Here is a 26,081-nt window from a genome sequence, read left to right on the forward strand (position 1 = left end):
TGAACCCGCCCGGTCGACCCTCGTCGGCCGGGCTTGTCCCTGACATGGGAGCCCGGCCATGAACGACACATCGAACAACGGCTCGCCCTGGCATGCGGGTGAGCGGCAATTGCAGGCCCATGTCGGCGTTGCCGAACGGATGGAGTCCGCTGGCCGCAGGGTCATTCGCGACTACATGCCCGATCAGCATCGCGAGTTCTACGGGCATCTGCCCTACATTTTTCTGGGTGCGGTGGACGACCAGGGCTGGCCATGGGCGAGCGTGCTGGACGCCGAGCCCGGCTTCGTCCATTCACCCGATCCCAGACAGCTGGATTTCGGTCGCCTGCCCGACAGCGAAGACCCGATGAACCGGCAGTTTCAAGTCGGTACCGCCATCGGTCTGCTCGGCATCGACCTGTACACCCGCCGTCGTAACCGCATGAATGGCCATGTCTCGGCCATGAACGACGGTGGTTTTTCCATCGCTGTCGAGCACAGCTTCGGTAATTGCCCGCAGTACATTCAGTTGCGCCAGGTCAGCCAGATCGCGGCCCCGCAGACGTTGCAGCATCCACCTGCCGAGCGTCTGGACGCGCTGGACGAGGCGGCGGTAGCGACCATCCGCGCCGCCGACACCTTTTTCGTCGCCAGTTACGTCGACCGCGAGGGCGATCAGCCACACCGCGAAGTGGACGTCTCGCACCGGGGCGGCCAGGCCGGTTTCGTGCGCGTTGAAGACAATCTGCTGACGATCCCGGATTTTGCCGGCAACCTGCACTTCAACACCCTCGGCAATTTTTTGCTCAACCCGCGGGCCGGACTGCTGTTCATCGATTTCACCAGCGGCGATCTGTTGCAGGTCATCGGCCGCGTCACGGTGATTCTGGAAGGTCCGGAGATCGCGGCGTTTCAGGGTGCCGAGCGGCTCTGGCAGGTGCAGGTGGAAGGCGTGGTGCGGCGCCCGGCGGCGCTGCGCTCGCGCTGGCGTTTCGAGGAATTTTCGCCCAACAGCCTGATGACCGGCAGTTGGGAGCAGGCCGCCGCGCGTCTGCAGGCCGATGCCTTGCGCGACCAGTGGCGGCCGCTGCGGGTGGTGCGTATCGCCGACGAAAGCGAGGGCATTCGCTCGTTCTATTTCGAGCCGGCCGACGATGCCGGGCTGCCACCGTTCAAGGCCGGCCAGCACCTGCCGCTGCGTCTGGCGATAGACGGTCAGGCCAAGCCGCTGATTCGCACCTACAGCCTGTCCAGCGCGCCGTCCGACGATTTTTTCCGCATCAGCGTCAAGCGTGACGGCCTTGCGTCGAACTACCTGCACGACCGGATCAAGGTCGGCGATGTGCTGGAAGGGCGTGCGCCCCAGGGCAGTTTCGTGGTCGACACCCAGGAGCGCCGCCCGCTGGTGCTGTTGGGCGCCGGGATCGGTGTCACGCCCATGCTGTCGATGCTGCGCGAGGTGATTTACGAGGGCAAACGCATCCGCCGCATGCGCCCGACCTGGTTCGTGCAGAGTGCACGTCGTCTGGTGGATCTGGCATTTCGCGAAGAATTGGACACACTGGTGGCCATGGGCGGTGACACACTGACCGCCATCAGCCTGCTGAGCCAGCCCGAGAGTACGGCCCGTCCAGGCGAAGACTTCCACCTCGAAGGTCGCATTGACCTCCATCTGCTCAAGGCACTGTTGCCGTTCGACGATTTCGATTTTTACGTCTGCGGGCCGGCAAGCTTCACCCAGGGGCTGTACGACAGTCTGCGGGCCATGCACATCCGCGATGAGCGGATCCATGCCGAAACCTTCGGACCCTCGACCCTCAAGCGCACCCGCGATCACCAGGAAGAAGGGGTGCAGCAGCCGCCTGCCGCGACGGTTGCGGTGCCGGTGCTGTTCGAACGTTCCACCAAGGAGGCCCGCTGGCAACCTGACGGCGGCAGTTTGCTGGACTTGGCCGAAAGCCGTGGCCTGAACCCCGAATACAGTTGCCGTGGCGGTTCCTGCGGCACCTGCAAGACCCGGCTCATCAGCGGCCAGGTGCATTACCCGATCCCGCCGGCCGAAATGCCGCCGGCGGACCAAGTGCTGATCTGCTGCGCAGTCCCGGCCACAGGGCCGCTGGTGCTCGATCTGTGAATGTTCATGCCTGTGCAGGAGAGTGTGCGATGAGTGAATGGCCAGCTTTCGAGAAAGAAGACGACCCTAATCGTCTGGAGTCCAGCGAGCAGGAAATGTCCTGGCTGCTGCCGCAATCGCAGGTTTCACCGGCGTGCGAGCTGGCGGCCAGCCGCGAAGATGAAGCCAGCACCACCACCGTGCGGCTGATCGCCTGGGTGCGTTCGGTTTCCGCGTTCCATCGGCATCAGTGATTGCCCGGCGTTTCGCTATGTAGTAAACAGAATAGCGATTAGCCAGCCAATGACAGAGGGATGCAATGAACGCTGTAGCGAAGGAAGCCGTCGGGGCGATTTATGACATTGAAGCCATGCGCCATGCCCAGGCCATGACCTGGAAGGCCATCGAGCTGATGGCCGAGCGCATCAAGCCCGGCATGCGCGAGTCTGAGGCCGTGGCCTTGGGCAAGCAGGTGCTGGCCGAGCTCGACAGCCAGCGTATCTGGCACCCGGTGCTGGTGCGTTTTGGTGGCAATACCCTGAAGACCTTCAAGCAGCGTTCCGACGACGATCCGCTGCTGGGCGAAGACGACATTTTCTTCATCGACATGGGCGCCGTCTGGCAAGGCCATGAAGGCGATGCCGGGGCGACGTTCACCACCGGCAATGACCCACAGATGCAGGCCTGTGCCGCTGCTGCGAAAACCCTGTTCGATCGGGTCGAGCAACGTTGGCGAACAGAACGGATCGATGGCCTGGCGTTGTATCGGTTTGCCGAAGAACAGGCCAAGGCCATGGGCTGGGAACTCAATCTGGAGATCAAGGGCCACCGCGTCAGCGATTTCCCTCACGCCATCTATCGGGGCGGCAACCTCGGTGATTTCGATGCGATTCCCAACCCCGGGCTGTGGATTCTGGAAATCCAGATCGCTCACCCGAGCAAGGCGTACGGCGCTTTTTACGAAGACCTGCTTGCCTGACGAATCATCCGCTATGGTTGTAAGCATATGACGACAACTCCGACTATGGGCGGCGATTTCTCCTACTCATAACAAGGATTCAAGACATGAAAGTCAGTGCTCGTAACGTCTTCAAAGGTGTCGTCAGCAAGATTACCGACGGTTCGGTCAACGCCGAAGTGGTGCTGACCCTGCCGGGTGGCGAGGAACTGGTGTCCGTGGTCACGCTGCAGAGCGTCAAGAGCCTGGGCCTGGCGGTGGGCAAGGAAGCGGTCGCGCTGATCAAGGCGCCGTGGGTCATGCTGATGACCGATTCCAGCGGCTTCCGCCTGTCGGCGCGCAACTGCCTGGAAGGCAAGGTCAGCAAAGTCAGCGATGGCGCGGTCAACGCTGAAGTGGTGCTGACCCTGGCCGGCGGCACCGAGGTTTACTCGATCGTGACCCGCGAAGCCGTTACCGAACTGGGCTTGAAGCCGGGCGTCAGCGCCACGGCGGTGATCAAGGCGTCGCACATCATTCTGGGTGTGCCTGCCTGACGTACAAGGCGCTGACGGCGCGCTGCCATGGTTCGGCAGCGCCCGTTGGCGACCGGATGTTTTTCTGCCAGACAAGGAAGTGCATGTGATTACCCGTCGAAGTCTGATCGGCGCATCAATGCTGATCGTCCCCGCGTTTTGCAGTCTCAGGGTCTTCGCCGAATCGGCTGAAACCCGTCTCACCCAATCCCTCGCCGAGCTGGAACGTCGTCATGGCGGACGTCTGGGCGTGGCCATTTTCGACAGTGCCAATCAACGCTTGATCAGCCATCGCGGCGATGAGCGTTTCGCCCTGTGCAGCACCTTCAAATGCCTCGCGGCTGCCCATGTGCTGGCCCGCGTCGACCGCAAGGAAGACGACTTGGCGCGGATGGTCGTCTACGGCAAAGAGCAGTTGGTGCCGTATTCGCCGGTGACCGAAAAGCATGCGGGCGAGGGCGGCCTGAGCATGGGCTCGATCTGCGAAGCGGCGGTGACCTTGAGCGACAACACTGCCGGCAACCTGATGCTCGACAGCTTCGGTGGCCCGGCCGGGTTGACCGCGTGGCTGCGCAGCCTGGGCGATCAGGTCACCCGGCTTGACCGCCGCGAACCGGAGCTCAACGAAAACCGTCCTGACGATCTGCAGGACACCACCACGCCCCAGGCCATGCTGGAAACCCTGCGCACGCTGGTGCTGGGCACGGCGCTGTCACCGCCGTCGCGGGACCAGTTGATCGCCTGGCTGGTCAGCAACAAGACCGGCGACCAGCGCCTGCGCGCCGGGCTGCCGAAGGACTGGCGAGTCGGTGACAAGACCGGTTCTGGGTCCAACAACGCCAGCAACGACGTCGCGGTGATCTGGCCGAGCACGCGTCCGCCGCTGATCGCCACGGTTTACTACACCCACGCCAAGGCCAGCGCCGAGCAGATCAACGCGGTGATTGCCGAGGTGGGGAGGTTGGTGGCGACGGTTTGACTCTTTCTGCCACATCGAATCCTTGTAGGAGTGAGCTTGCTCGCGATGGCATTTATCCGTGCACCGGAGCGCCATCTGACACAACGCAATCGCGAGCAAGCTCACTCCTACAGATGGGTTTGCACAGTGCTGACAGGATTCACCCCACCCACACCGCCGCGACATACATGCCAATCGCAAACACCACGTGACCGACAATGTTCTGCAACCGAGCCACGGCCGGGTTGGGCGCCTTGTTGCAGGCCACACCAACGCCCATCCCCGGTTGCAGGAGGTACCAGCCGGCGCCGACGGTGACCAGTCCGACGATTAGCGCAGGCATAAAGGTGGGTGAGTGCGCCCATTGCTTGCCCCAGATCAGCAACAGCACGGCGGCGAAGACGATGCCGACCACGTAATGCATGGTCCAGCCGATGCGCAGCTCATCCTTCACTTCCGGCGAATTGCCGATGCCGCGTTGATGCACGAAGTGCCCTTCACGCATCCCGGCGAACCAGCGTCCGACCAGATGCCAGGGTGGCGTCGGCAGGCCGAGTACGCGGTTGAGCAGAATGTTCCAGAGGTCCAGCAACGCGGTGCCGCCCGCGCCGATCAGCACTGCCAGGTAGATGAATTCAAACATGACTGTCCTTGTGTCTTGCGGATATCGAGAGGGGTGATGGCGGCACACGTTAGCAGTTTTGTCAGGCGACGCCACATTCGTGACGGAATGATTCGGGGGAGGGGGACCTGCTCGTGAGGGTGTCCGTTCAGCCGACATCGTGCTGATTGATCCACCGCCTTCGCGAGCAGGGCTCCCTCCCACAGGCCTGGTGTCGTCTGGCAGATCCGGGCTGGGCAGGACGCCTCCGTAGCAGCCTGGCTTGCCAGCGTCAGCGACCTCAAGGACGCCACCGCCGGCAAGCCGGACTGCTACAGGGGTAAGTGCTGTATCGAAATCAGCAGGATGACTTCGATTTTGTGGGAGCGGGCTTGCCCGCGAAGGCGTCAGGCAAGCCAATGCTGTGCTGACTGATCCACCGCCATCGCGGGCAAGCGCGCTCCTACGGGGCCGGTGCCGGGCTGAGATGTGCCTGACACCACAAAACCTGTGGGAGGGAGCCCTGCTCGCGATGGCGTCAGTCCAGTCAATATTGTGCTGACTGAGCCGACGCCTTCGCGGGCAAGCGCGCTCCTACAGGGCCGGTGCCGGGCCGAGATGTACCTGACACCACAAACCCGTGGGAGGGAGCTCTGCTCGCGAAGGCGTCAGGCCAGCCAATACTGTGCTGACTGACCCACTGCCATCGCGGGCAAGCCCGCTCCCACAGGTCTAGTGTCGTCTGGCAGATTCGGGCGGGCTGGGCCCCCGTAGCCGCCTGGCTTGCCGGCGGAGCGGTTTCAGGCCGTCAGCCGTATGTTCCTGATCAGATAATCAAAGAAACACCGAACCTTGACCGACGCTTTGACGCGTTCCCGAAACGCCACATAGACCGGCAGCGGCGGCTGTTCATAGTCGGTCAACAGCAGCTCCAGATGTCCTTCTTCGATGTCCCGGGCCACTTGATAGCTGGGCGCGCGGGTAATGCCCCAGCCCCTGCGCACCAGCGCGAGCGCCGCCTCGTCCGAGGTGACGGTCAGGCGTGAACAGGGTGTGATCGTCAGTGACCGGTCGTTGCGTTGAAATTGCCAGTCGGGGCTGAACATGCTGGTGATCGAAGTGATGGTGTCGTGGCTGCACAGCTGTTCCGGGTGGCTGGGGCGGCCGTGTTTTTTCAAATAGCGGGGCGAGGTACAGACGACCTGCCTGACCTGGCCAATCCTGACCATGTCGTCGTGTTCGGACTGCAGCCTTCCAGGTTTTACCGCGATGTCGATGTGTTCACCCAGAAAATCGATAGTGCGGTCGGTAAACAGAAAGGTGATCGTGGTGTCGGGAAACTGATCCAGATATTGATCGGCCAGCGGCGCGATGAACGTTTCACCGAATCGTGCGGGCGCGCTGACGGTCAGGTGCCCGGAGGGTGTTGCAAACGTGCCCGCCGCCAAGGCTTCCGCTTCTTTCAGGTCCGTCAGGATCTGTCGGCAATCGGCAAGGTAGGCAATGCCGGAATCGCTCAGGGTCATGCGGCGGGTGTTGCGCAGGAAAAGCGCCTGGCCCACCCGGTCTTCGAGGGTGGCGATGGCCCGCGTCACGCTGGAGGGTGATATCCCCTCGCGCCGTGCGGCCGCCGCAAAGCTGCCTGCTTCGACCACACACAGAAAAATCTCCATCGCTCGAAATCGATCCACGGGGGGCATCCCTACGTTGTGACGGACTCGATGCTATCTGCGTGATGAGCCCTCCAGTACCCGCCGCGCCTGCAAGGGTGAGTTTCAGCGGCTGAAACGCCGCTGTCGAAGGGGCGGCGATAGACTCGTGGTGCTGCGATGTCCAGCAGGGGAAGGAGAACGCACCGTGATCAACAAATTGCTGGCGATGGACGTCTTCGTTCAGGTCGTGGACACCGGCGGCTTCACCCGCGCAGCGGAAAACCTGAAGCTGCCCAAGGCCACGGTGACCACCCTCATACAGTCACTGGAAGCATCGCTGTCGGTGAAGCTGCTCAACCGTACGACCCGACACGTCAGCGTCACCGCCGACGGTGCCGCGTTCTACGAGCGCTGCCTGCGCATTCTCGCGGATGTGCGCGACGCCGAAGAATCCGTCTCCCGCCACCGCCAAAGTCCGTCGGGACGCCTGCGGGTCGATGCGCCTACCGGGCTTGCCAGCGAAGTGATCATTCCCGCGCTGGCGGATTTTTTCGCGCGTTATCCGGACATCCGCCTGGAGCTGGGTTGCAGCGACCGTCCGGTGGACTTGCTGGAAGAGGGGGTGGATTGCGCCATCCGCGGCGGCCGCCAGTTGGCCGATTCACGGCTGATCGCGCGCAGCGTTGGCACGATGCGCTACGCTACCTGTGCATCGCCGGCTTACCTTGAGCGCCATGGGCGCCCGTTACACCCCAACGATCTGGTCGATCACCATTGCGTGAATTACTTCTCCGCACGCACCGGCAAGATGTTCGACTGGTACTTCACCCAGGAAGAGGAGCGCGTTCAGGTCGGGCTGACCAGCCATATCGCCTTGAGCGACAGTTATGCCTATACCGCGGCGGGCCTGTCCGGGCTAGGGATCGTGCAAATGGCCAGTTTTCTGATGACGCCCTGGGTGCGGGACGGGCGTCTGGTGCCGGTGCTGGAGGACTGGGTCAACGAGCCGCTGCCCGTTTATGCGGTGTACCCGGAGAATCGTCATCTCTCGACCAAGGTGCGGGTGTTCGTCGACTGGGTCGCCGAGCTGTTCGCCAACACCGGCACCTTGCGCTGAGCACCCTGGGCGGTCGCAGCGCAAGGCGCAGGTGAAGATTCAAGGCCCCCGGCGCCGGCGGATCAGGCGCTCACGAGACCTTCTGCAGCCCGGGCCGCACGCACGGCGGGACGCGCTTCCATGCGGGCCAGAAAACGCTGGATGGCGGCATAGGTCGAGATGTCGATGTTCACCCGGGCAGGCCAGGTCAGCACGTTGTACAGATAGGCATCGGCCAGGCAGAACTGCTCGCCCAGCACATAGTCGTTGGTCGAGAGATGCGCGTCGACATTGGCGAACACCTTCGCCAGATTGCCTTCGGCGAAGCGGGCCTTGGAGGCGGCGTCCACGAACGACGAAAACATCACGGCCATGCCCTTGTGCAGATCGGTGGCGATGTAGTTCAGCCACTCCATGGCCTTGTAGCGCTGGCGGGTGCCCGGCGCCGGTAACAGCTGACGCTCGGGGCGGTGATCGGCGATCCATTGCAGGATCACCGCGCCTTCGGTGATGACGTCGCCGTCGTCCAGTTGCAACGCCGGCACGAAGCCCTTGGACGTCACGGCGTAGTAGTCGCCTTCAGTCGTTTGCTTGGTGGCAAAGTCGACCTTGACCAGTTCGAAATCCAGCCCGGCCTCGCGCAGCGCGATTTGCGGAGACAGGCCACAGGAGCCCGGAGAGAAATACAGCTTCATGGTTACCTCGGTTTTTGACGTGAACGAAATATCGACTAGAAGATGAACGGTGCGAAATCGGCCGCATCGTGACGCTCGCGCAGAAACGTGCCCGGTTCGCCGGAGGTGCGATTGACGATGCGGCCGCGCGCAACGGCTGGGCGTGCGGCGATGGCGTGGTACCAGCGCAGCAGGTGCGTGTATTGCTCGACCGCGAGGAATTCGTGGGTGCCGTAGACCCCGAACAGGCTGCCCGGATGCCATGGCCAGACCGCCATGTCGGCGATGCTGTACTGATCGCCCGCCAGGTATTCGTGGGACGCCAGGTGCGTATCCAGCACATGCAACTGACGCTTGGTTTCCATGGCGTAGCGGTCGATGGCGTATTCGATCTTGATCGGCGCATAGGCGTAGAAATGGCCGAGGCCGCCGCCGACGAAGGGCGCCGAGCCCATCTGCCACATCAGCCAGTTGAACGTCTGCGTCCGTGCTCGCGGCTCGGCTGGCAGAAAGGCGCCGAAGCGTTCGGCCAGATAGACAAGAATGGAACCGCTTTCAAACACCGTAATGGCCGGGTCGGTCGAGTGATCCACCAGCGCCGGAATCTTCGAATTGGGATTGATCTCGACGAAGCCGCTGCCAAACTGATCGCCCTTGAAAATGTCGATCAGCCACGCATCGTACTCGGCGTCGGCATAACCCAGCGCCAATAACTCTTCCAGCAGAATCGTCACCTTTTGGCCGTTGGGTGTGCCTTGGGAATACAACTGCAGTGGGTGCTTGCCCACCGGTAATGGCTGTTCGAATCTGGCGCCGGAATCAGGGCGGTTGATGCTGGCGAATTGTCCGCCGTATACGGTTTTCGCTTGCCAGACCTTATCGGGTACATAGCCGGCGGGTTGGTTATCAAGGGCGTTGTCTGTCATGGGGGTACTCCATAAAGTCCCGGTTTGCGGGGTCTCTGAACAATGAAGTCAGGGGCCGTTCTGCATGAAAGCGCGGAATGGCGAAACTTTATCGAGTCGCAAAATACGTATATACGGGCTTGCCGCGAATTGACTGTTCAGCCTGTTGAACAATGTGAATTCACTGCCAATGCCATGGTCAGTGGTGTTAATTTTGTGGTCGGCAGAAGTGCAATATTATTCGGTCTCCTGAATATTGAATTCGCGAAGTGGCGCTATAAGCCTTGTTCTGAAGTTGCTAGTTTGAATCGGCACTGATGAATACAACCGCATTGCGCCCTGCACACTTTTACACTCATCAAGTGTGCGGTGGTTCAAGTTCCGACTTCTCAGCGACACCATTCAGGACTTCCCATGCCAACACTTTTCGACCCTCTTTCCCTGGGCGCTCTGCGAGCCGCCAATCGCATCGTCATGGCGCCGCTGACCCGCGCCCGTAGCACGCGCGAACATGTGCCGACGCCGATCATGGCCGAGTACTACGCACAGCGCGCGTCCGCCGGGCTGATCATCGGCGAGGCTACCGGTATCTCGCGGCAGGCCGTGGGCTGGCCTTATGCACCCGGCCTGTGGTCCGACCAGCAGGTCCAGGCCTGGAAGCCGGTCACCCGTGCCGTCCACGAAAAGGGCGGTCTGATCATCGCGCAGCTCTGGCACATGGGGCGCATGGCGCACTCGGCCGTCACCGGTTCGCATCCCGTCTCGTCCAGCGCCACGGCAATGCCCGGTGAGGCCCATACCTATGACGGCAAAAAGCCGTTTGAAGTCGCGAAGCCGCTGGCCGTCGAAGACATTCCGGCGCTCATCTCCGACTATGTGACGGCGGCGCGCAACGCCATTGCGGCCGGTTTCGACGGTGTGCAGATTCACGCTGCCAATGGTCAGTTGATCGATCAGTTTCTGCGCGACCTGACCAACCGGCGCACCGACGAGTACGGTGGCAGCGTTACAAACCGCATACGCCTGCTGGAGCAGGTCACGCGCGCGGTGGCTGAAGCGGTTGGCGCCGATCGCACCGCCGTTCGCCTGTCTCCCAATGGCGAGAGTTACGGCGTTGACGACAGTGATCCCGCTCCGTTGTTCAGCGCCGCTGCCCGGATGCTGAACGATATCGGCATCGCCTTTCTGGAGTTGCGTGAACCGGGTCCCGACGGCACGTTCGGCGCGACGGACGTGCCGCGCTTGTCGCCTCTGATTCGCGAATACTTCAAGGGGCCGATCCTGCTCAACAGCGACTATGACCGGGTACGCGCCGAAGCCGACCTCGACAGCGGGCTTGCCGACGCCATCAGTTTCGGACGGCCATTTCTGGCCAACCCCGATCTGGTCGAGCGTCTGAAAACCGGTGCGCCGCTGAACAAGGACCATATGGACACCTATTACAGCCAGGACGCCGAAGGCTATACCGACTATCCGACGCTGACGGGCCATCCGGCCGCGCTGGCGTAGCAACGAGTGTCTGCGGCGCTGCCGACGTCGTCATTGCCAGGCCTGGGCAACCCAGCTGACGAACGCTTCCGCGACGGGTGAGGGGTGCATGGCGCGCGACTGGGCCAGCACCACCCGCTGGGGGGCCACGTCTTCTATCACCGGCAGGCAGGTCAGGGCGGTGCCGTCATAACAGTGGTCACCCGCAGGTCGCGTGCATGACAGCGCCACGCCGTAGCCGTGGGCCACCAGGCCGCGCTGCATTTCAAAGGTCTGGGTGTATTGCTGGCTGCGCGGTTGCAGGTCATGGGCCCAGAACAGCGACAGGAAATACTCCCGGGTCTGGGCGATGTCTTCAAGAATCAGGCATTCCCGGGCGAGGTCGTGCAGCGAGACCGCATCGCGGCTGGCCAGCCGGTGATCCGTGGACAGCAAGGCGTACGGTCTCAGTTCTGCCAGCACCTGCCTGGGCAGCTGCGAGTCCAGGCCCAGATCGTACGTCAGCGCCAGCTCCGCCTTACCTGCGCTGATGCTGCGGTGCACGCCCGCCAGATCGGTTTCGAAAAGAGTGACTTCCACTTCGGGATGGGCCTTGCGAAACCCCGACAGCAACCGTGGCGCGTAATACGGGCCCAGGTCCTGAAAGCAGATCAGTGACAGATTCCCGCGCAGCACTTGAGGTTGGGAGTCGGCCTGCACGCTCATGGCCGCCGCCATGCTCAAAATGTCCCGCGCCTGGCTGAGCAAGCGGGTGCCGGCGGGCGTCAACTCCAGCCCTCGGCTGACCTGGCGGCGGAACAACCGGTCATTGAGGGTTTCTTCAAGTTGCGAGATGGCGATGGAAACCGATGGCTGGGAGACGTGCCGGGCCCTGGCCGCTGCACTGATACTCCCGTGTTCGGCAACCGCCACGAAGTACTCCAGCTGTCTGAACGAGAACCCTATCAATTTATTTTATACTCAAGAATAGGAAATATATTCTTTTCCTATTGTCGGCAAAAAGCAATACTCCGCTCACGTTATCGGCAGGGCGCTTCTTCACCGGGAAGTGGTAAGTAAACCCTGAAAAACAACATAACGGCTCAATAACGGAAATGTTTCCAATGCCGGCATGGACGCACTTTTGGCGAACGCAACATTGCCACTGATATAACAATTACAAGAGAAGCGGACATGGCCATTTATACACACGTAAGTGTCGGTACCAATGATTTGAACAAAGCCCGCGCGTTCTATGACGACGTGCTGGGCAAGTTGAACCTGAAGCGGATTGCCGATCTGGACAACAACGGTTCGATCTGGGGTGACGCCGCACCTTCCTTTTTTGTGCTCAAGCCTGCCAATGGCGCGCCTGCCAGCGTCGGCAATGGCGTGACTGTCAGCTTTGAAGCCCCGGATCGCGCGTCGATCGATGCCTTTCACAAGGCTGCCCTCGCTGCAGGCGGTATCTGCGAAGGCGCGCCGGGCCCGCGTGGCTGGGCGCCGCATGCCTACGCCGCCTATGCCCGTGACCTGGACGGCAACAAGCTCGCCGCCTACTGCTTCAAGCCCGTCTGATTCTCGACGTGCAGCACCGTCCCCAGCACGAGAGACGCTCATGGAACTGATTTCCGGCAACAAAGCCTTTGGCGGGCAGTTGAACAAGTACCGGCATGCCTCCCGCAGCACGGCGTGCGAGATGACATTTGCCGTGTTTCTTCCAGCGCAGGCTGAGGAAAGCCGGCGACTTCCGGTGGTTTACTGGCTGGCGGGGCTGACCGGCAACGAAGACACCTTCGTTCAAAAGGCGGGAGCGCTGCGTGTCGCCGCGGAACTGGGCCTGATCATCGTGGCGCCGGATACCAGCCCCCGCGGCAGCGAAGTGCCTGATTCGCCTGCCGATGAATGGGCCTTCGGGCAAGGCGCCGGGTTCTATGTCGACGCCACCGAAGCGCCCTGGGCCGATCATTACCGCATGTATGACTACGTGGTGAATGAACTGCCCGAATTGATCGACCGCCATTTTCCGACATCGGGTCGGTGCGGCATTTCCGGGCACTCGGTGGGGGGACATGGGGCGTTGGTCTGTGCGCTGAGAAACCCGCAGAAGTATCAGTCGATCTCGGCGTTCGAACCTGTCTGCCATCCCGCCGGTTCGGCCTGGGGAATACGGGCTTTTTCCGGGTACTTGGGGACCGACCGGCAAGCCTGGTTGTCCTGGGATGCGTCCGCGCTTCTGGCCGGCTGTTCCTCACCGTTATCGATCCTCATCGACTTTGGCAGCGACGATGAATACCTCGATACGGAACTCAAACCGGGCACGTTACTGGACGCGATGAGCGGCAGCCGTTGCGATCTCGATATCAGAGTTCGTCAGGGCTATGACCATAGCCATTATTTCATCGCCTCTTTTATCGAAGAGCATCTTCGGTATCACCACCAGCGGCTGGTGAGTCAAGCGGTTTGAATCGAACGAAGACGTTTGCCCGCGTTTCAATTGTGCCTGTGGGACAGCAGCACGGCAGCGAACGAACAGTGAACAATCATTTAATAAGCAGTGTTCAGACTTAGAGGTGCGCGATGGAAAAAGTGTCAGCATTCAAACTGCCTGCCGGAACAGTGGAGGCGTTTCAACGCGACGGGGCCGTATGCGTTCGTCAGTTGTTTTCTCCCGAAGAAGTCGCGCTGCTGGAAACGGGGATCGAACACAACCTCAAACACCCCAGCCCGCGGGCCAAGGTCGCCAGTCGTCCGGACGATCCGGGCAAGTTCTTCGAAGACTTCTGCAACTGGCAAGACATCGGCGCCTACAAGACTTTCATCTTCGAAAGCCGGGTAGGGCAGGTGGCTGCGCAACTGATGGGCAGTGACACCGCCCGGCTGTATCACGATCACTTGCTGGTCAAGGAAGCGAGCACACGTCAGCGCACGCCGTGGCACCAGGATCAGCCCTACTACAACGTCGATGGTCGTCAGAACTGCAGCATGTGGATGCCGATCGATCCGGTGGCCCGCGAGTCGACCCTGGAGTTCGTCGCCGGCTCGCATCTGGGACCGTGGTTGATGCCCCGCAGCTTCATGGATAGCCAGGCGCAATGGTTTCCCGAGGGCACCTTGAGCGACCTGCCGGATATCGAAGCGGATCGCAGCGCCTGGAACATTCTGGGCTGGGAGCTCAATCCGGGCGACGTCGTGTTCTTTCACATGCTCACGTTGCATGCCTCCGGTGGGGTCGGCGGCAACCGGCGCCGGCGTGCCTTCTCGGTCCGCTTTCTCGGTGATGACATCACCCACGCGCCTCGGCAGTGGAAGACCTCTCCCGACTTTCCGGGGCTCGAAGCCGAGCTCGCGGCAGGCGCCAGGATGGAACACCAGCGCTTCCCGCTGCTCTGGTCCAAACCCTGATCCAGCCCTGAAAGCTGCAATTGACCGGGCGAAGCCTGCTTGCGCCTCGCCCCATGATGAGTACGTTGAAATGAATGAGCTGCTTCTCAACCCTGGCACCCTGACCCTCGCTCAATTGCGAGCCGTATATGGCGCGCCGACACGACTGAACCTGGACGCAAGCGCACACGCGGCCATCGACGCCAGTGTCCGTTGCGTCAATCAGATCATCGACGAAGGCCGGACCGCCTACGGCATCAACACCGGCTTCGGCCTGCTGGCATCGACCCGCATCGCCACGGCCGACCTTGAACTGCTGCAACGCTCCCTGGTGTTGTCCCACGCCGCAGGCATCGGCGAGGCGCTGCCCGACGCGCTGGTGCGGCTGATCATGGTGCTGAAGATCAACAGCCTGAGCCGTGGCTTCTCCGGCATCAGACAGTCTGTGGTCGATCTGTTGATCGCGTTGGTGAACGCCGAGGTCTATCCGCACATCCCGCTGAAAGGCTCGGTGGGGGCGTCGGGTGACCTCGCGCCGCTGGCGCACATGTCGCTGGTGCTGCTGGGCGAAGGCAAGGCCCGCTACAACGGTCAGTGGATCGACGCGGTCGAGGCGTTGAGCATCGTTGGCGCCACGCCGATTACCCTCGCGGCAAAGGAAGGGCTGGCCCTATTGAATGGCACGCAGGTGTCCACTGCCTACGCCCTCAGAGGGCTGTTCGAAGCCGAGGATACATTGGCCGCAGCGGTCGTGTGCGGCAGCCTGACAGTGGAGGCGAGCCTCGGTTCGCGAGCGCCGTTCGATGCCCGTATTCACGCCGCTCGCGGTCAGCGCGGTCAGATCGACGTGGCGGCGTCTTACCGCGACGTACTTGGCGAAAGCAGCGAAGTCAGTGTGTCCCACGCCACCTGTGGCAAGGTTCAGGACCCGTACTCGCTGCGCTGCCAGCCCCAGGTCATGGGCGCTTGCCTGACCCAGCTGCGCCAGGCGTCGGACGTCCTCGCGGCAGAAGCGAACGCAGTCTCCGACAACCCGCTGGTGTTCGCGGCTGAAGGCGATGTCATTTCCGGCGGTAACTTTCATGCCGAACCGGTCGCGATGGCAGCGGACAACATTGCCCTGGCGATTGCTGAAATCGGCGCGCTCAGCGAGCGCCGTATCGCGCTGATGATGGACAGCCACATGTCCCGATTGCCGCCGTTTCTGGTGGGCAACGGCGGCGTCAACTCCGGGTTCATGATCGCCCAGGTCACCGCAGCGGCGCTGGCCAGTGAAAACAAGGCGCTGGCCCATCCTCATTCGGTGGACAGCCTGCCAACCTCCGCCAACCAGGAAGACCATGTGTCCATGGCGCCGGCCGCCGGCAAACGCTTGTGGGAAATGGCCGAGAACACCCGTGGCGTGATTGCGGTCGAGTGGCTGGCGGCGTGTCAGGGGCTGGATCTGCGCGACGGTCTCAAGACCTCGGCAACCCTAGAACAGGCCCGCAGCATGCTCAGAGCGCAGGTGTCTTTCTATGACAAGGACCGCTTCTTCTCGCCGGACATCGAAGTCGCCAGCGGCCTGATTGCCAGTGGCGTGCTGAACACGCTGATACCGGCGAACCTGCTGCCCAGTCTCCGCCAACCGGCCCTTCGCGAGGAACATCACCAGAGATGAGCAGGCGCCAATGGCACCGGATTGAGTGCCAGCGCCCGACAACACGCACTGCCCGTAAACCCATTGATTAGCTATGCAGGATAAAAATATGAAAAAGATTGTGTTAGCTACGGTATTCGCTGTCGTTTCGTCCGGGGCCATGGCAAGGGATCTGACCGAAATCAGGTTCGGCGTGGACCCGACATTCGCACCCTTCGAGTCCAAGGCGCCAGATGGCAGCCTCGTGGGTTTCGATATCGATCTGGGCAACGCGATCTGCGCCCAGCTCAAGGCCAGATGCGTATGGGTCGAGACGTCGTTCGACAGCATCATTCCGGCATTGCGGGCGAAAAAATTCGACGGAATCATGTCTGCGTTGTCGATCAACGACAAACGCAAGGAACAGATCGATTTCTCCGATCGCCTTTACAACTCGCCGACCAAACTCATCGTCAAGAAGGGCAGCGACCTCGACGCCACGGTCGAGTCGCTCAAGGGCAAGCGTGTGGGCGTGACGCAAGGCACCACGCAAGAGGCCTACATGAAATCGGCATGGGCACCCAGTGGTGTGGTGATCCGCTCCTATCAGACCCAGGATCTGGTCTATCAGGACCTGATGTCCGGCCGCCTGGATGCCACGCTTACCGATGCGCCCGTCGCGGACATCGGTTTCATCCAGACCCCCAGGGGCGAGGGCTACACCTTCTCCAGAACGGAAGTCAAAGACGACAAGATCCTCGGCGAAGGCATCGCCATCGGTTTGAGGAAGGGCGACGACGAGCTTGAGGCCGCCCTCAATGGCGCGCTCAAGGCGCTGCATGCAAATGGCACCTACAAACAGCTGGCCGACCAGTATTTCTCGTTCGACATCTACAACTGAGTTCGCGGTCTTTTCTGCCGAATTCCGTGATGGGTGTCCGCTGTTCAACGGACGCCCGTCGCGCACGATCATTTCATAGAGGAACGAGAGCCATGTTTCTGGAAGGGTTCGGGTCGATGATCCTCGACGGGACACTGTCGACGATCAAGCTGGCGTTGCTGTCCATGCTGTTTTCAGTCGTGCTGGGGCTGATCGGCGCATCTGCCAAGCTGTCAAACAACCGGTTGCTGCGCAATGCAGCGACGGCCTACACCACGCTGATTCGCAGCGTGCCTGATCTGGTGATCATGCTGTTGCTGTTCTACAGCCTGCAAATGGGCCTGAACAACATCACCGAGGCACTCGGTTTCAAGCAGATCGACATCAACCCTTTTCTGGCCGGGGTGATCACCCTGGGTTTCATCTACGGGGCCTACTTCACCGAGACCTTTCGAGGGGCCTATCAGTCGGTGCATGCCGGGCAACATGAAGCGGCCATTGCCTACGGCCTGACGCCGACGCAAGCGTTTCGCAGAATCATGTTCCCGCAAATGATGCGCTACGCCTTGCCGGGCATCGGCAATAACTGGCAGGTGGTCGTCAAGGCGACCGCACTGGTCTCCATCATCGGCCTGACCGACATCGTCAAGGTGACCCAGGACGCCGGTAAAAGCTCGATGCAGTTGTTTTACTTCAGTCTGGTCGGTGGCCTCATCTATCTGGCGATCACCACCGTGTCCAACGGCGCGCTGGTCTGGCTGCAGGTCCACTATTCGGCAGGTGTAAGGAAGGTGGACCTATGAACATGCCTGAGTTCATCGCCCAATACTGGAAAGCGTACCTGTGGTCGGACGGCTATCAACTGTCCGGGGTGGCCATGACCCTGTGGCTGCTGGTTGCCACCATCGCCATCGGTTTCCTGCTGGCGATTCCGATGTCGGTGGCGCGGGTGGCGAAGAATCCGTTCATTCGCGGACCCGTGTGGTTCTACACCTATGTCTTCAGAGGCACGCCGCTGTATATCCAGCTGCTGGTGCTCTACACCGGCGTCTACAGCTTGCACTACGTGCGCGATCAACCGCTGCTGGATGCGTTCTTCCGCGAGGGTTTCAACTGCACGTTGCTGGCGTTCGCCTTGAACACCTGTGCCTACACCACCGAAATTTTCGCCGGGGCCATCCGCGCCACGCCCTATGGCGAAATCGAGGCGGCGCGGGCGTACGGTCTGTCGTCGTTCAAGGTCTACAAACGGGTGATCCTGCCTTCTGCGCTGAGACGCGCGCTGCCGGCCTACAGCAATGAAGTCATCCTCATGCTGCACTCCACGACCCTGGCGTTCACCGCCACCGTTCCCGACCTGCTGAAAGTCGCGCGGGACGTCAATGCCGAAACCTACGCCACCTTCGAAGCCTTCGGTGTCGCAGCGGTGCTCTATGCCGTGATGGTGTTCGGCCTGGTCTGGCTGTTCCGCAGGGGTGAGTCGCGCTGGCTGGCGTTTCTGAAGCCGCAAACACATTGATGGAGTGCACGATGTACAAGCTGAGCGTAGAAAACCTGCACAAGAAATACGGCCCCCACGAGGTGCTCAAAGGCGTCTCGCTGAATGCAAAGGCCGGCGATGTCATCAGCATCATCGGCTCCAGCGGTTCGGGCAAAAGCACCTTCCTGCGCTGCATCAATTTTCTCGAACAACCCTGCGCCGGGAAAATCACCGTGAGCGGCGAGCAGATCAAGACCCGGCAGGGGCTTTCAGGGTCGATGATCGTGGCCGACCCCAGACAACTACAACGGGTGCGAACCCGGCTGGCGATGGTGTTTCAGCACTTCAACCTCTGGCAGCACATGACGGTGCTGGAAAACGTCATCGAAGCGCCGATCCAGGCGTTGGGCCTGGGTCGCAGGGAGGCCGAGGAACGGGCGCGCAAATACCTGGAAAAAGTCGGGCTGCCGGCAAACGTCGAAAAGAAGTACCCGTCGCACATGTCGGGCGGCCAGCAGCAACGGGTCGCGATTGCTCGCGCCCTGGCCATGGAACCGGAGGTGATGCTCTTCGACGAGCCGACGTCCGCCCTCGACCCGGAGCTGGTGGGGGAGGTGCTGAAAGTCATGCAGGCGCTGGCCGAAGAAGGCCGGACCATGGTCGTGGTCACCCATGAAATGGGCTTCGCGCGCCATGTCTCCAACCACGTCATGTTCCTGCACAAGGGGCTGGTGGAAGAAGAGGGCAACCCGGCCGAGGTGTTGACCCGGCCGCGCAGTGAGCGTCTGGGCCAGTTCTTGTCGGGGCGCCTGAAATAACCGTGGAAGACAGTCTTGTCCTCTGTTCAGCCTTTTGTTTTCCAGTGTCAGCCCGGCGGGAGCACAGCCATGTTGTCAGTCATACCCGAGTTGCTTGAAGTACAGGATGAAATCCGGCAAATCCGCCACTTGATTCACTCCCGGCCGGAGCTGGGCTACGAAGAGTATCTGACCAGCGATCTGGTGGCCGAGCGCCTGGGCACATGGGGCTACGACGTGACCCGGGGCATCGCCAGAACCGGCGTCGTCGCGGTGCTCAAACGCGGCAGCGGTATACGCAAGATCGGGTTGCGTGCCGACATGGACGCCTTGCCGATCCATGAGCACACCCAGCTTCCGTATCGCAGTCAGTTCGACGGAAAGATGCATGCCTGCGGCCACGACGGCCATACGGCGATGCTGCTGGGGGCGGCCTATGCCCTGGCGAAGCGCAGTGACTTCGACGGCACCCTGACCCTGATCTTTCAGCCCGCCGAAGAGGGCCTGGCCGGGGCGCGGCAGATGATCAGAGAAGGCGTGCTCGACCAGTTTCCCTGTGATGCACTGTTTGCCCTGCACAACATGCCCGGCTACAAGACCGGCACCTTCGGCTTTCGTGCCGGGGCATTCATGGCCTCGGCCGATCAGGTCGATGTGACCATTCGCGGCAAGGGCGGCCATGGCGCAATGCCGCATCTGGCGGTCGACCCGATCGTGGTGTGCGCGAGCATCATCATGGCCTTGCAGACCCTGGTGTCCAGAACCGTGTCCCCGCAGGAAATGAGTGTGATCACTGTCGGCTCTATCCACGCCGGCAAGGCCTCCAACGTGATTCCCGACAGCGCGCACATGCTCATTTCGGTGCGAGCGTTGAACAAGCAGGTGCGCGACCGGCTGGAAATCGACATCACCCGGGTGATCGAGATGCAGGCGGCCAGCTATGGCGCTTCGGCAGAAATCAAATACAGCGCGGACTATCCCGTGCTGATGAACGATCCCGCCGCCACCGAATTCGCCGCAGGGGTGGCGAGGGACTGGCTGGGCAGCGACGAGGTGCTGGAAAACATCCCGCCCTTCAATGCCAGTGAAGACTTCGCCTGGTTCATGCGTGAGCGCCCAGGCTGTTACCTGATTCTGGGCAATGGCGACGGCGAGGGCGGCTGCATGATCCACGATCCCCGGTATGACTTTAACGACGACATCCTCATGCGCGGCGCCGAGTTCTGGGTCCGCCTGGCCGAGTCGTATCTGAAGAAAAGCGCGTGAACCACTGACCACCGTTGAGCGAGGCTCCGACATGAACAAGACCATTGCATCAGCACTCACCCTGGCGTCCCTCTTCGTAGCCTTCGGCGTTCAGGCCGAGCCCACGCTGAAGTTCGGTGTCGATCCCAGTTATCCGCCGTTCGAGAAGAAGATGCCGGACGGTTCGCTGAACGGGTTCGACATCGATCTCGGCGAGGCGATCTGCGCAAACCTGCAGGTCAAGTGCGTGTGGGTCGAACAGAACTTCGACTCCATGATCCCGGCGCTGAAGGCCAAGAAGTTCGACGCCATCCTCTCGGCGTTCAGTGCCACGCCTGTGCGCCGTCAGCAGGTGGACTTCACCAACAAGATCTACGTGGCGCCGTCGGCGCTGATCGCCAAGTCCGATTCAGGCATTCTGCCCGGCGACGACTCGCTCAAGGGCAAGTCGGTCGGGGTGATCCAGGGTTCGCTTCAGGAAGCTTATGCGAAAAGCGCATGGGGGCCGAAAGGTGCGCGTATCCAGTCCTACCAGACGCAGGATCAGATCTTTCAGGACTTGATCACCGGACGCCTGCAAGCGTCCTTTCAGGCGGCGGTTCAAGGTGACATCGGCTTTCTGCAGACGCCGCGCGGAGAGGGCTACGGGTTCGCGGGAGCGCCCATCACCGACAAGAGCATCATCGGCGACGGCGTCGCCATCGGCGTGCGCAAGGGGGAGGACGATCTGGTGCAGAAGATCAACGCGTCCATCGTGGCGGTGCGACAGTCGGGCGAGTACGACAAGATCGCCGGCAAATACTTCAGCTACGACATTTACGGCGATTGATGCGCTGTACGGTGTGGCAAGGGGCGGCGAGGGTCTCAGGGTTTCCTGTCGGATACCCTGAATCCGAAGCAGCTGTCGGTCAGGGGATCAGCCTGCGGTGAGCGGTTTTTCGTAGACGATGCTGTCCACGTACCAGACCGCTTCGCCGGTGGGGGTGTGCACCACCACCTCGTCGCCGACTTCCTTTTTCAGCAGCGCGCGGGCCATCGGCGAGTCGATAGAGATGTAATCCATGCGTCCATAGATTTCGTCATAGCCGACGATGCGGAAGCGTTTGGTTTCGCCGTCTTCGTTCTCGATCTCGACCCAGGCGCCGAAGAACACCCGGCCTTCCTGTTCCGGCGCATAGTCGACCACGCGCATGTCTTCCAGGCGCTTGCGCAGGTAACGCACGCGGCGGTCGATCTCGCGCAGCAGCTTTTTGTTGTACTGGTAATCGGCGTTTTCGCTGCGATCACCCAGCGAGGCCGCCCAGGCGACTTTTTGGGTGATTTCCGGGCGGTAGACGCGCCACAGGTGATCAAGCTCCTGCTTGAGCGCGGTGTGGCCTTCGCGGGTACAGATATTGGTGCTCAAAGGGCTTCTCGATGGTCCATGTTCGACGGCACATCTTTGCCGTCGACATGGCCCCGGTCAACCCTCAGCCACCGAGTCTCGGCCATCAGCCTTCGCGCAGCACCCGCAGCGGGCTGGCGTTCAGCGCACGGCGAGTGCCGAACACCCCGGCGCCGCCGACCAGCAGGGCGCCGATCAGCGGCAGCACCAGCAACCACGGATGGGGCTGCCATTGCAGGCTGAAGGCGAAACGGTACAGGACGAAACTCACCAGCTCGCAGCCCAGTGCCGCCAGCACGCCGCTGACCGCGCCGAGCAGACCGAACTCGATGCGCCGGGCCTTCACCAGCAAGGTGCGATTGGCGCCCAGTGCGCGCAGCAGCGCGCCCTGGCGGATGCGCTCGTCGAGGGTCGCCTGCAGGCCGGAGAACAGCACCGCCAGTCCCGCCGCCAGCACGAACAGCAGCACGTACTGCACCGCCAGGGTGACTTGATCGAGGATGCTGCGCAGTTGTTCCAGCAGCGCTTCGACCTGCAGGATGGTCACTGCCGGGAAGGCCCGCGACAGCTCGACGATTTGCTGGTCGTTGCCCGGCGCCAGATAGAAGCTGGTCAGGTAAGTCGTCGGCACGTCCTGCAACGTGCCGGGCTGGAAGATCATGAAGAAGTTGGGCTGGAAGGTGTCCCAGTTGATGTCGCGCAGGCTGGTGACCTTGACCTCTTTCTGCTGTCCGTTGATGACGAAGCCGAGCGTGTCGCCGAGCTTCATGTTCAGGCTTTTCGCCAGCTTGGTTTCCACCGACACACCCGGCACGGCATCGGCCGCTGGCGGTTGATCGCTGTTCCACCACTGGCCCTCGGTGATGCTGTTGCCTTCCGGCAGGTCGGCGGCCCAGGTCAGGTTGAGGTCGCGCTGTGTGGCGTTTTCACCGCGCGAGTCCTTGGTCACGAAATGGCTGACCGCCTCGCCGTTGATGGTCATCAGGCGCCCCGGAATCATCGGGTACAGCGGCGCGCGGTGGGTCGACAGCTGACTCATGCGCTCGGCGAAATGGTCACGCTCGGTGGGCAGGATATTCAGCGCGAAATAGTTCGGCGCGTCCTTGGGCAACTGGTTTTGCCAGGTGTCGAGCAGCTCGCCGCGTAGCAACGCGATCAGCCCCATGGACAGCAGGATCAGGCCGAAGGCCAGGGATTGTCCGGCGGCGGCCATCGGATGGCGCAGCAGTTGCCCCAGACCCAACCGCCATGGCAGTGAGGCACCGGCCAGCAGGCGACGCAGGCTTTTCAGCGCCAGCAAGAGAATGCCGCCGAGGATCAGCGCGGCGATCAGGCCACCACCGAGCAGGGCGAAGGTCAGCAGCAGGTCTAGGCTCAGGCGCCACATGATCAGCCCCAGCGCCAGCAGCGCAGCGCCGTAGACCAGCCAGGTGCTCGCCGGAATCGGCAGCATGTCCCGGCGTAATACCCGCAATGGCGGTACGCGGCCCAGTGCGGCCAGCGGCGGCAAGGCGAAACCGGCGAGGGCGACCAGCCCGGTGCCGATGCCGGCCAGCGCTGGCAGCCAGCCACCCGGCGGCACTTCGGCCGGCAGCAGATTTTCCAGCAGATGGAACAACCCCAGTTGCGCCAGCCAGCCGAGCAGGGCGCCGGCCACGCTTGCGACAAGACCGAGCATTGCCAGTTGCAGGCCGAACAGCAGCAGCGCTTCGTTGCGCGACAAGCCCAGACAACGCAGCAGCGCACTGGCGTCGAAGCGGCGCACGGCAAAACGCGCGGCCGACAGCGCCACCGCCACACCGGCCAGCAGCACGGCGACCAGACTGGCCATGTTCAGGTAACGCTCGGCTTTGCCCAAGGCGCCGCCAATCTGCTGGTTGCCGTCGCGGGCGTCGTCGATTTTCTGGTTGGCGGCAAGACCCGGCTCTACGGCCTTGCGATAGGCTGCCAGTTGCTCCGGCGTGCCGCGCCACAAGTCACGGAAGCTGACCCGGCTGCCCGGTTGCACCACCTTGGTCGCCGCCAGATCGGCCATGTTGATCATCACCCGTGGCGTCAGGCTGTAGAAGTTGCCAGCGCGGTCGGGCTCGTAGGTCAGCACGCGGGTCAGTTTCAGGCTGGTGGAACCGACGTCGATGCTGTCACCGACCTTCAGGTTGAGCGCCACCAGCACCCGCGCCTCGGCCCAGGCCTCGCCGGGTTGTGGCTCGCCGCCGCTGACCTCGGGCTGATACGGGGCGTCGGCGCTTTTCAGCTCGCCGCGCAACGGGTAGGCCGCGTCCACCGCCTTGACGCTGGCCAGTTGAATGCCGTTGTCGGTGGCGACCACGCTGGAAAAAATCACGATCTGCGAATGGTCGAGCCCTTGCGCGGTACCGGCTTCGATCTGCGCCGGAGTAGCCGGAGTCGAGCCGCTGAGGATCAGATCGGCGCCGAGAAACTCGGTGGCGCGCAGCAGCATGGCGCTGTTCAGGCGCGAACCGAAATAGCCGATGGCGGTGCTGGCGGCCACGGCGACCACCAGCGCGAAGAACAGCACCCGCAGCTCACCGGCGCGGGCGTCGCGCAGCAGTTGGCGGGCGGCGAGGCTGAGCAGACGAACAAACGGCAAGCGTGCCATCAAGGCTCCAGAGGGGCGACCGTGCGGCCACCTTCAAGACGGATCAGGCGCCGGCAGCGATGGGCCAGGCGTTCATCGTGGGTGACCAGCACCAGCGTGGTATTGCGTTCCTGGTTCAGCTCGAACAGCAGATCGCTGATGCGCTCGCCGGTGTGGCTGTCGAGGTTGCCGGTGGGTTCGTCGGCGAACAGCACGTCGGGGTCCGCGGCAAAGGCGCGGGCGATGGCGACCCGCTGCTGCTCGCCGCCGGACAGCTGGCGTGGCGTGTGGGTCAGGCGCTGGCCCAGACCGACCCGTTCCAGCAAGTGCCGGGCACGTTCGCGGGCGTCCTTGCGGCCTTCCAGCTCCATGGGCAGCATGACGTTTTCCAGGGCGTTGAGGCTGTCGAGCAACTGGAAGGACTGGAACACGAAGCCGACATGCTCGGCGCGTACCCGGGCGCGCTGGTCTTCATCCAGCTCGCCGAGGTTGCGCCCGGAGAGCACCACGGAACCGGCGCTGGGCAGGTCCAGACCGGCCAGCAGGCCGAGCAGGGTGGACTTGCCCGAACCCGATGCGCCGACGATGGCCAGGGTGTCGCCCTTGTTCAGTTCCAGCGAGAGTTCGTGCAGGATGGTCAGGTCACCTTTGGTGCTGGGGACCACTTTGCTGAGGTTCCGGGCACTGAGAATACTTTCGCTCATGGAGAATCCGATGCGTGCGTGGTTTTTAAGTGCTGGCCTGGGGTTGCTGCTGTTGTCTCAAGGAGCCATGGCAGGCACGGTGCTGATCGTTGGCGATAGTATCAGCGCGGCTTTTGGCCTGGATACCCGCGTGGGCTGGGTCAGCCTGCTGGAACAACGCTTGGCCGAGCAGGGCTACAAGGACAAAGTGGTCAATGCCTCGGTCAGCGGCGACACCAGTGCAGGTGGCCAGGCGCGGCTGCCGGCGCTGCTTGCAGAGCACAAGCCGGACCTGGTAATCCTCGAACTGGGCGGCAACGACGGCCTGCGTGGGCAGCCTCCGGCACAATTGAAACAAAATCTTGCATCGATGATCGACAGCTCCCGCGCCGCCGGCGCCAAGGTGCTGCTGCTCGGCATGCAGATTCCGCCCAACTACGGCGCGCGCTACACCGAGGCGTTCAAGCAGGTGTACGGCGAACTGGCCTCCGAAAAGCAGGTGGCGCTGGTGCCGTTCATGCTTGAGGGGGTGGGCGGCGTCCCGGAATTGACTCAGGCCGACGGTCTGCATCCAGCGGCCAATGCCCAGCCACGATTGCTCGATAACGTGTGGCCGCAACTCAAACCGCTTCTTTAGTTCAAAACCGCGAATTTAAAGGCTTTCAGACCTTTTCTGGACGGGGGCTTTCGGCTAATGTTGCGCCCCCTGTCTGGAGCCCCCGATGTCGCGCCGTCCCGCCTGGTCCTTGTATGCCTATCAACTGATCGAGCCCGATGAGCAGCTCGACCTGTTCGCCTGCCAGGAAGTGCGTGTGCATCTGGTGGCCCGGCAACTGGAGCTGGCCGGTTCCGCCGACCGCACGCTGTGCGGCACCTTGCTGCCGGCGCAACCGCGCTGGTCCGGGGTCGAGCAGGCGATTTACCAGGACGAGCGCCTGTGTCCGCTGTGCCGGGCGATCATCGATGCCCAGCGCCGGGGCATGCATCCGATCTGGCCGGAAATCGACGCCGGGCTGTAAGCCGTCGCTCCCACTCCCGAACGTGGCGGGGGGCGTGTACAATCGCGCTCATTCAAGCCTACCGTTTACCCAAG

Annotated in this window: 27 protein-coding genes; 19 read left to right on the forward strand and 8 right to left on the reverse strand. The window is 62.3% G+C overall.

The window, feature by feature from the left end; translation table 11 throughout:
• Positions 1-58: 58 nt before the first annotated feature.
• From ACIPL0_RS15475 to bla, 5 genes are all read left to right on the forward strand, one after another.
• A complete protein-coding gene (locus tag ACIPL0_RS15475; protein ID WP_400598366.1) occupies positions 59-2,113 on the forward strand; it encodes a pyridoxamine 5'-phosphate oxidase family protein in 2,055 nt (684 codons plus the stop codon).
• 29 nt (positions 2,114-2,142) lie between these two features.
• Entirely contained in the window at positions 2,143-2,346 is a 204-nt protein-coding gene (locus ACIPL0_RS15480) for a hypothetical protein (RefSeq protein ID WP_400598368.1), read from the forward strand.
• Positions 2,347-2,411: 65 nt separating this feature from the next.
• Complete coding sequence (locus ACIPL0_RS15485) at positions 2,412-3,071, forward strand: M24 family metallopeptidase (protein ID WP_400598370.1); 660 nt, start codon at positions 2,412-2,414, stop codon at positions 3,069-3,071.
• A gap of 86 nt (positions 3,072-3,157) precedes the next feature.
• A complete protein-coding gene (locus ACIPL0_RS15490; RefSeq protein WP_400598372.1) occupies positions 3,158-3,586 on the forward strand; it encodes a molybdopterin-binding protein in 429 nt (142 codons plus the stop codon).
• 85 nt (positions 3,587-3,671) lie between these two features.
• A complete protein-coding gene (gene bla, locus ACIPL0_RS15495) occupies positions 3,672-4,544 on the forward strand; it encodes a class A beta-lactamase (RefSeq protein ID WP_400598374.1) in 873 nt (290 codons plus the stop codon).
• A gap of 139 nt (positions 4,545-4,683) precedes the next feature.
• Here bla and ACIPL0_RS15500 read toward each other — a convergent pair whose 3' ends face one another.
• A complete protein-coding gene (locus ACIPL0_RS15500; protein WP_400598377.1) occupies positions 4,684-5,166 on the reverse strand; it encodes a DUF2938 domain-containing protein in 483 nt (160 codons plus the stop codon).
• A gap of 758 nt (positions 5,167-5,924) precedes the next feature.
• Positions 5,925-6,797 carry a LysR family transcriptional regulator gene (locus ACIPL0_RS15505; RefSeq protein WP_400598378.1) on the reverse strand — a complete coding sequence of 291 codons (873 nt, stop codon included), beginning with the start codon at positions 6,795-6,797 and terminating at the stop codon, positions 5,925-5,927.
• A gap of 184 nt (positions 6,798-6,981) precedes the next feature.
• Here ACIPL0_RS15505 and ACIPL0_RS15510 point away from each other — a divergent pair, with 184 nt between their 5' ends.
• On the forward strand, positions 6,982-7,893 hold the full coding sequence (locus tag ACIPL0_RS15510) for a LysR family transcriptional regulator (RefSeq protein ID WP_400598379.1): 912 nt from the start codon (positions 6,982-6,984) through the stop codon (positions 7,891-7,893).
• 62 nt (positions 7,894-7,955) lie between these two features.
• On the opposite strand, the gene gstA is transcribed toward ACIPL0_RS15510, so the two are convergent.
• Positions 7,956-8,567, reverse strand: a complete 612-nt coding sequence (gene gstA, locus ACIPL0_RS15515; RefSeq protein ID WP_400598380.1) for a glutathione transferase GstA — start codon at positions 8,565-8,567, stop codon at positions 7,956-7,958.
• A gap of 35 nt (positions 8,568-8,602) precedes the next feature.
• On the reverse strand, positions 8,603-9,472 hold the full coding sequence (gene yghU, locus ACIPL0_RS15520) for a glutathione-dependent disulfide-bond oxidoreductase (protein ID WP_400598382.1): 870 nt from the start codon (positions 9,470-9,472) through the stop codon (positions 8,603-8,605).
• Between the two features lie 393 nt (positions 9,473-9,865).
• On the opposite strand from yghU, the gene ACIPL0_RS15525 reads away from it, so the two are divergent.
• A complete protein-coding gene (locus ACIPL0_RS15525) occupies positions 9,866-10,960 on the forward strand; it encodes an alkene reductase (protein ID WP_400598384.1) in 1,095 nt (364 codons plus the stop codon).
• Positions 10,961-10,990: 30 nt separating this feature from the next.
• Here the strand turns inward: ACIPL0_RS15525 and ACIPL0_RS15530 are convergent, their stop codons facing one another.
• Positions 10,991-11,887 carry a LysR substrate-binding domain-containing protein gene (locus ACIPL0_RS15530; RefSeq protein ID WP_400598386.1) on the reverse strand — a complete coding sequence of 299 codons (897 nt, stop codon included), beginning with the start codon at positions 11,885-11,887 and terminating at the stop codon, positions 10,991-10,993.
• Between the two features lie 225 nt (positions 11,888-12,112).
• Between ACIPL0_RS15530 and ACIPL0_RS15535 the strand changes: the two genes are divergently transcribed.
• The 10 genes from ACIPL0_RS15535 to ACIPL0_RS15580 all read left to right on the forward strand — a co-directional run bounded on the left by ACIPL0_RS15535 (position 12,113) and on the right by ACIPL0_RS15580 (position 21,151).
• Positions 12,113-12,496 (forward strand): VOC family protein, encoded by a 384-nt coding sequence (locus ACIPL0_RS15535; protein ID WP_400598388.1) that lies wholly within the window; start codon positions 12,113-12,115, stop codon positions 12,494-12,496.
• Positions 12,497-12,536: 40 nt separating this feature from the next.
• A complete protein-coding gene (gene fghA, locus ACIPL0_RS15540; protein ID WP_400598390.1) occupies positions 12,537-13,385 on the forward strand; it encodes an S-formylglutathione hydrolase in 849 nt (282 codons plus the stop codon).
• Positions 13,386-13,507: 122 nt separating this feature from the next.
• Positions 13,508-14,323: a phytanoyl-CoA dioxygenase family protein gene (locus tag ACIPL0_RS15545; protein WP_400598478.1), complete on the forward strand. Its 816-nt coding sequence runs from the start codon at positions 13,508-13,510 to the stop codon at positions 14,321-14,323.
• 70 nt (positions 14,324-14,393) lie between these two features.
• Positions 14,394-15,962 (forward strand): histidine ammonia-lyase, encoded by a 1,569-nt coding sequence (gene hutH, locus ACIPL0_RS15550; RefSeq protein WP_400598392.1) that lies wholly within the window; start codon positions 14,394-14,396, stop codon positions 15,960-15,962.
• A gap of 88 nt (positions 15,963-16,050) precedes the next feature.
• Positions 16,051-16,821 carry an ABC transporter substrate-binding protein gene (locus tag ACIPL0_RS15555; RefSeq protein ID WP_400598394.1) on the forward strand — a complete coding sequence of 257 codons (771 nt, stop codon included), beginning with the start codon at positions 16,051-16,053 and terminating at the stop codon, positions 16,819-16,821.
• A 92-nt stretch (positions 16,822-16,913) separates the two neighbouring features.
• A complete protein-coding gene (locus tag ACIPL0_RS15560) occupies positions 16,914-17,603 on the forward strand; it encodes an ABC transporter permease (protein WP_400598396.1) in 690 nt (229 codons plus the stop codon).
• A 2-nt stretch (positions 17,604-17,605) separates the two neighbouring features.
• Positions 17,606-18,319, forward strand: a complete 714-nt coding sequence (locus tag ACIPL0_RS15565) for an ABC transporter permease (protein WP_400598480.1) — start codon at positions 17,606-17,608, stop codon at positions 18,317-18,319.
• 11 nt (positions 18,320-18,330) lie between these two features.
• The gene (locus ACIPL0_RS15570; protein ID WP_400598398.1) at positions 18,331-19,098 is read left to right on the forward strand and encodes an ABC transporter ATP-binding protein; all 768 of its coding nucleotides are present in this window, start codon (positions 18,331-18,333) and stop codon (positions 19,096-19,098) included.
• 69 nt (positions 19,099-19,167) lie between these two features.
• Positions 19,168-20,343, forward strand: coding sequence for a M20 aminoacylase family protein (locus tag ACIPL0_RS15575; RefSeq protein ID WP_400598400.1), 1,176 nt, complete (start codon positions 19,168-19,170; stop codon positions 20,341-20,343).
• Between the two features lie 31 nt (positions 20,344-20,374).
• Positions 20,375-21,151, forward strand: coding sequence for a transporter substrate-binding domain-containing protein (locus ACIPL0_RS15580; protein ID WP_400598402.1), 777 nt, complete (start codon positions 20,375-20,377; stop codon positions 21,149-21,151).
• A gap of 87 nt (positions 21,152-21,238) precedes the next feature.
• On the opposite strand, the gene greB is transcribed toward ACIPL0_RS15580, so the two are convergent.
• The 3 genes from greB to ACIPL0_RS15595 form a co-directional block, all read right to left on the reverse strand.
• Complete coding sequence (gene greB / locus ACIPL0_RS15585) at positions 21,239-21,727, reverse strand: transcription elongation factor GreB (RefSeq protein WP_400598404.1); 489 nt, start codon at positions 21,725-21,727, stop codon at positions 21,239-21,241.
• Between the two features lie 85 nt (positions 21,728-21,812).
• Positions 21,813-24,326 carry an ABC transporter permease gene (locus ACIPL0_RS15590; RefSeq protein WP_400598406.1) on the reverse strand — a complete coding sequence of 838 codons (2,514 nt, stop codon included), beginning with the start codon at positions 24,324-24,326 and terminating at the stop codon, positions 21,813-21,815.
• Positions 24,326-25,009: an ABC transporter ATP-binding protein gene (locus tag ACIPL0_RS15595; RefSeq protein WP_400598408.1), complete on the reverse strand. Its 684-nt coding sequence runs from the start codon at positions 25,007-25,009 to the stop codon at positions 24,326-24,328. Before ACIPL0_RS15595 ends, ACIPL0_RS15590 begins: the two co-directional genes overlap by 1 nt.
• 10 nt (positions 25,010-25,019) lie before the next feature.
• Here ACIPL0_RS15595 and ACIPL0_RS15600 point away from each other — a divergent pair, with 10 nt between their 5' ends.
• A complete protein-coding gene (locus ACIPL0_RS15600) occupies positions 25,020-25,625 on the forward strand; it encodes an arylesterase (RefSeq protein WP_400598410.1) in 606 nt (201 codons plus the stop codon).
• An 85-nt stretch (positions 25,626-25,710) separates the two neighbouring features.
• Positions 25,711-26,007, forward strand: a complete 297-nt coding sequence (locus tag ACIPL0_RS15605; protein WP_400598412.1) for a hypothetical protein — start codon at positions 25,711-25,713, stop codon at positions 26,005-26,007.
• Positions 26,008-26,081: the final 74 nt, after the last annotated feature.

Origin of the sequence: Pseudomonas sp. NPDC090208 (assembly GCF_044746785.1) — a bacterium.
Taxonomy (GTDB): domain Bacteria; phylum Pseudomonadota; class Gammaproteobacteria; order Pseudomonadales; family Pseudomonadaceae; genus Aquipseudomonas.

Coding starts and splice junctions, on each gene's coding strand:
- ACIPL0_RS15475 (WP_400598366.1), top strand. CDS start 59: ATGAACGACACATCGAACAACGGCTCGCCCTGGCATGCGGGTGAGCGG.
- ACIPL0_RS15480 (WP_400598368.1), top strand. CDS start 2,143: ATGAGTGAATGGCCAGCTTTCGAGAAAGAAGACGACCCTAATCGTCTG.
- ACIPL0_RS15485 (WP_400598370.1), top strand. CDS start 2,412: ATGAACGCTGTAGCGAAGGAAGCCGTCGGGGCGATTTATGACATTGAA.
- ACIPL0_RS15490 (WP_400598372.1), top strand. CDS start 3,158: ATGAAAGTCAGTGCTCGTAACGTCTTCAAAGGTGTCGTCAGCAAGATT.
- ACIPL0_RS15500 (WP_400598377.1), bottom strand. CDS start 5,166: ATGTTTGAATTCATCTACCTGGCAGTGCTGATCGGCGCGGGCGGCACC.
- ACIPL0_RS15505 (WP_400598378.1), bottom strand. CDS start 6,797: ATGGAGATTTTTCTGTGTGTGGTCGAAGCAGGCAGCTTTGCGGCGGCC.
- gstA (WP_400598380.1), bottom strand. CDS start 8,567: ATGAAGCTGTATTTCTCTCCGGGCTCCTGTGGCCTGTCTCCGCAAATC.
- yghU (WP_400598382.1), bottom strand. CDS start 9,472: ATGACAGACAACGCCCTTGATAACCAACCCGCCGGCTATGTACCCGAT.
- ACIPL0_RS15525 (WP_400598384.1), top strand. CDS start 9,866: ATGCCAACACTTTTCGACCCTCTTTCCCTGGGCGCTCTGCGAGCCGCC.
- ACIPL0_RS15535 (WP_400598388.1), top strand. CDS start 12,113: ATGGCCATTTATACACACGTAAGTGTCGGTACCAATGATTTGAACAAA.
- fghA (WP_400598390.1), top strand. CDS start 12,537: ATGGAACTGATTTCCGGCAACAAAGCCTTTGGCGGGCAGTTGAACAAG.
- hutH (WP_400598392.1), top strand. CDS start 14,394: ATGAATGAGCTGCTTCTCAACCCTGGCACCCTGACCCTCGCTCAATTG.
- ACIPL0_RS15555 (WP_400598394.1), top strand. CDS start 16,051: ATGAAAAAGATTGTGTTAGCTACGGTATTCGCTGTCGTTTCGTCCGGG.
- ACIPL0_RS15560 (WP_400598396.1), top strand. CDS start 16,914: ATGTTTCTGGAAGGGTTCGGGTCGATGATCCTCGACGGGACACTGTCG.
- ACIPL0_RS15565 (WP_400598480.1), top strand. CDS start 17,606: ATGCCTGAGTTCATCGCCCAATACTGGAAAGCGTACCTGTGGTCGGAC.
- ACIPL0_RS15570 (WP_400598398.1), top strand. CDS start 18,331: ATGTACAAGCTGAGCGTAGAAAACCTGCACAAGAAATACGGCCCCCAC.
- ACIPL0_RS15575 (WP_400598400.1), top strand. CDS start 19,168: ATGTTGTCAGTCATACCCGAGTTGCTTGAAGTACAGGATGAAATCCGG.
- ACIPL0_RS15580 (WP_400598402.1), top strand. CDS start 20,375: ATGAACAAGACCATTGCATCAGCACTCACCCTGGCGTCCCTCTTCGTA.
- ACIPL0_RS15590 (WP_400598406.1), bottom strand. CDS start 24,326: ATGGCACGCTTGCCGTTTGTTCGTCTGCTCAGCCTCGCCGCCCGCCAA.
- ACIPL0_RS15595 (WP_400598408.1), bottom strand. CDS start 25,009: ATGAGCGAAAGTATTCTCAGTGCCCGGAACCTCAGCAAAGTGGTCCCC.
- ACIPL0_RS15600 (WP_400598410.1), top strand. CDS start 25,020: ATGCGTGCGTGGTTTTTAAGTGCTGGCCTGGGGTTGCTGCTGTTGTCT.
- ACIPL0_RS15605 (WP_400598412.1), top strand. CDS start 25,711: ATGTCGCGCCGTCCCGCCTGGTCCTTGTATGCCTATCAACTGATCGAG.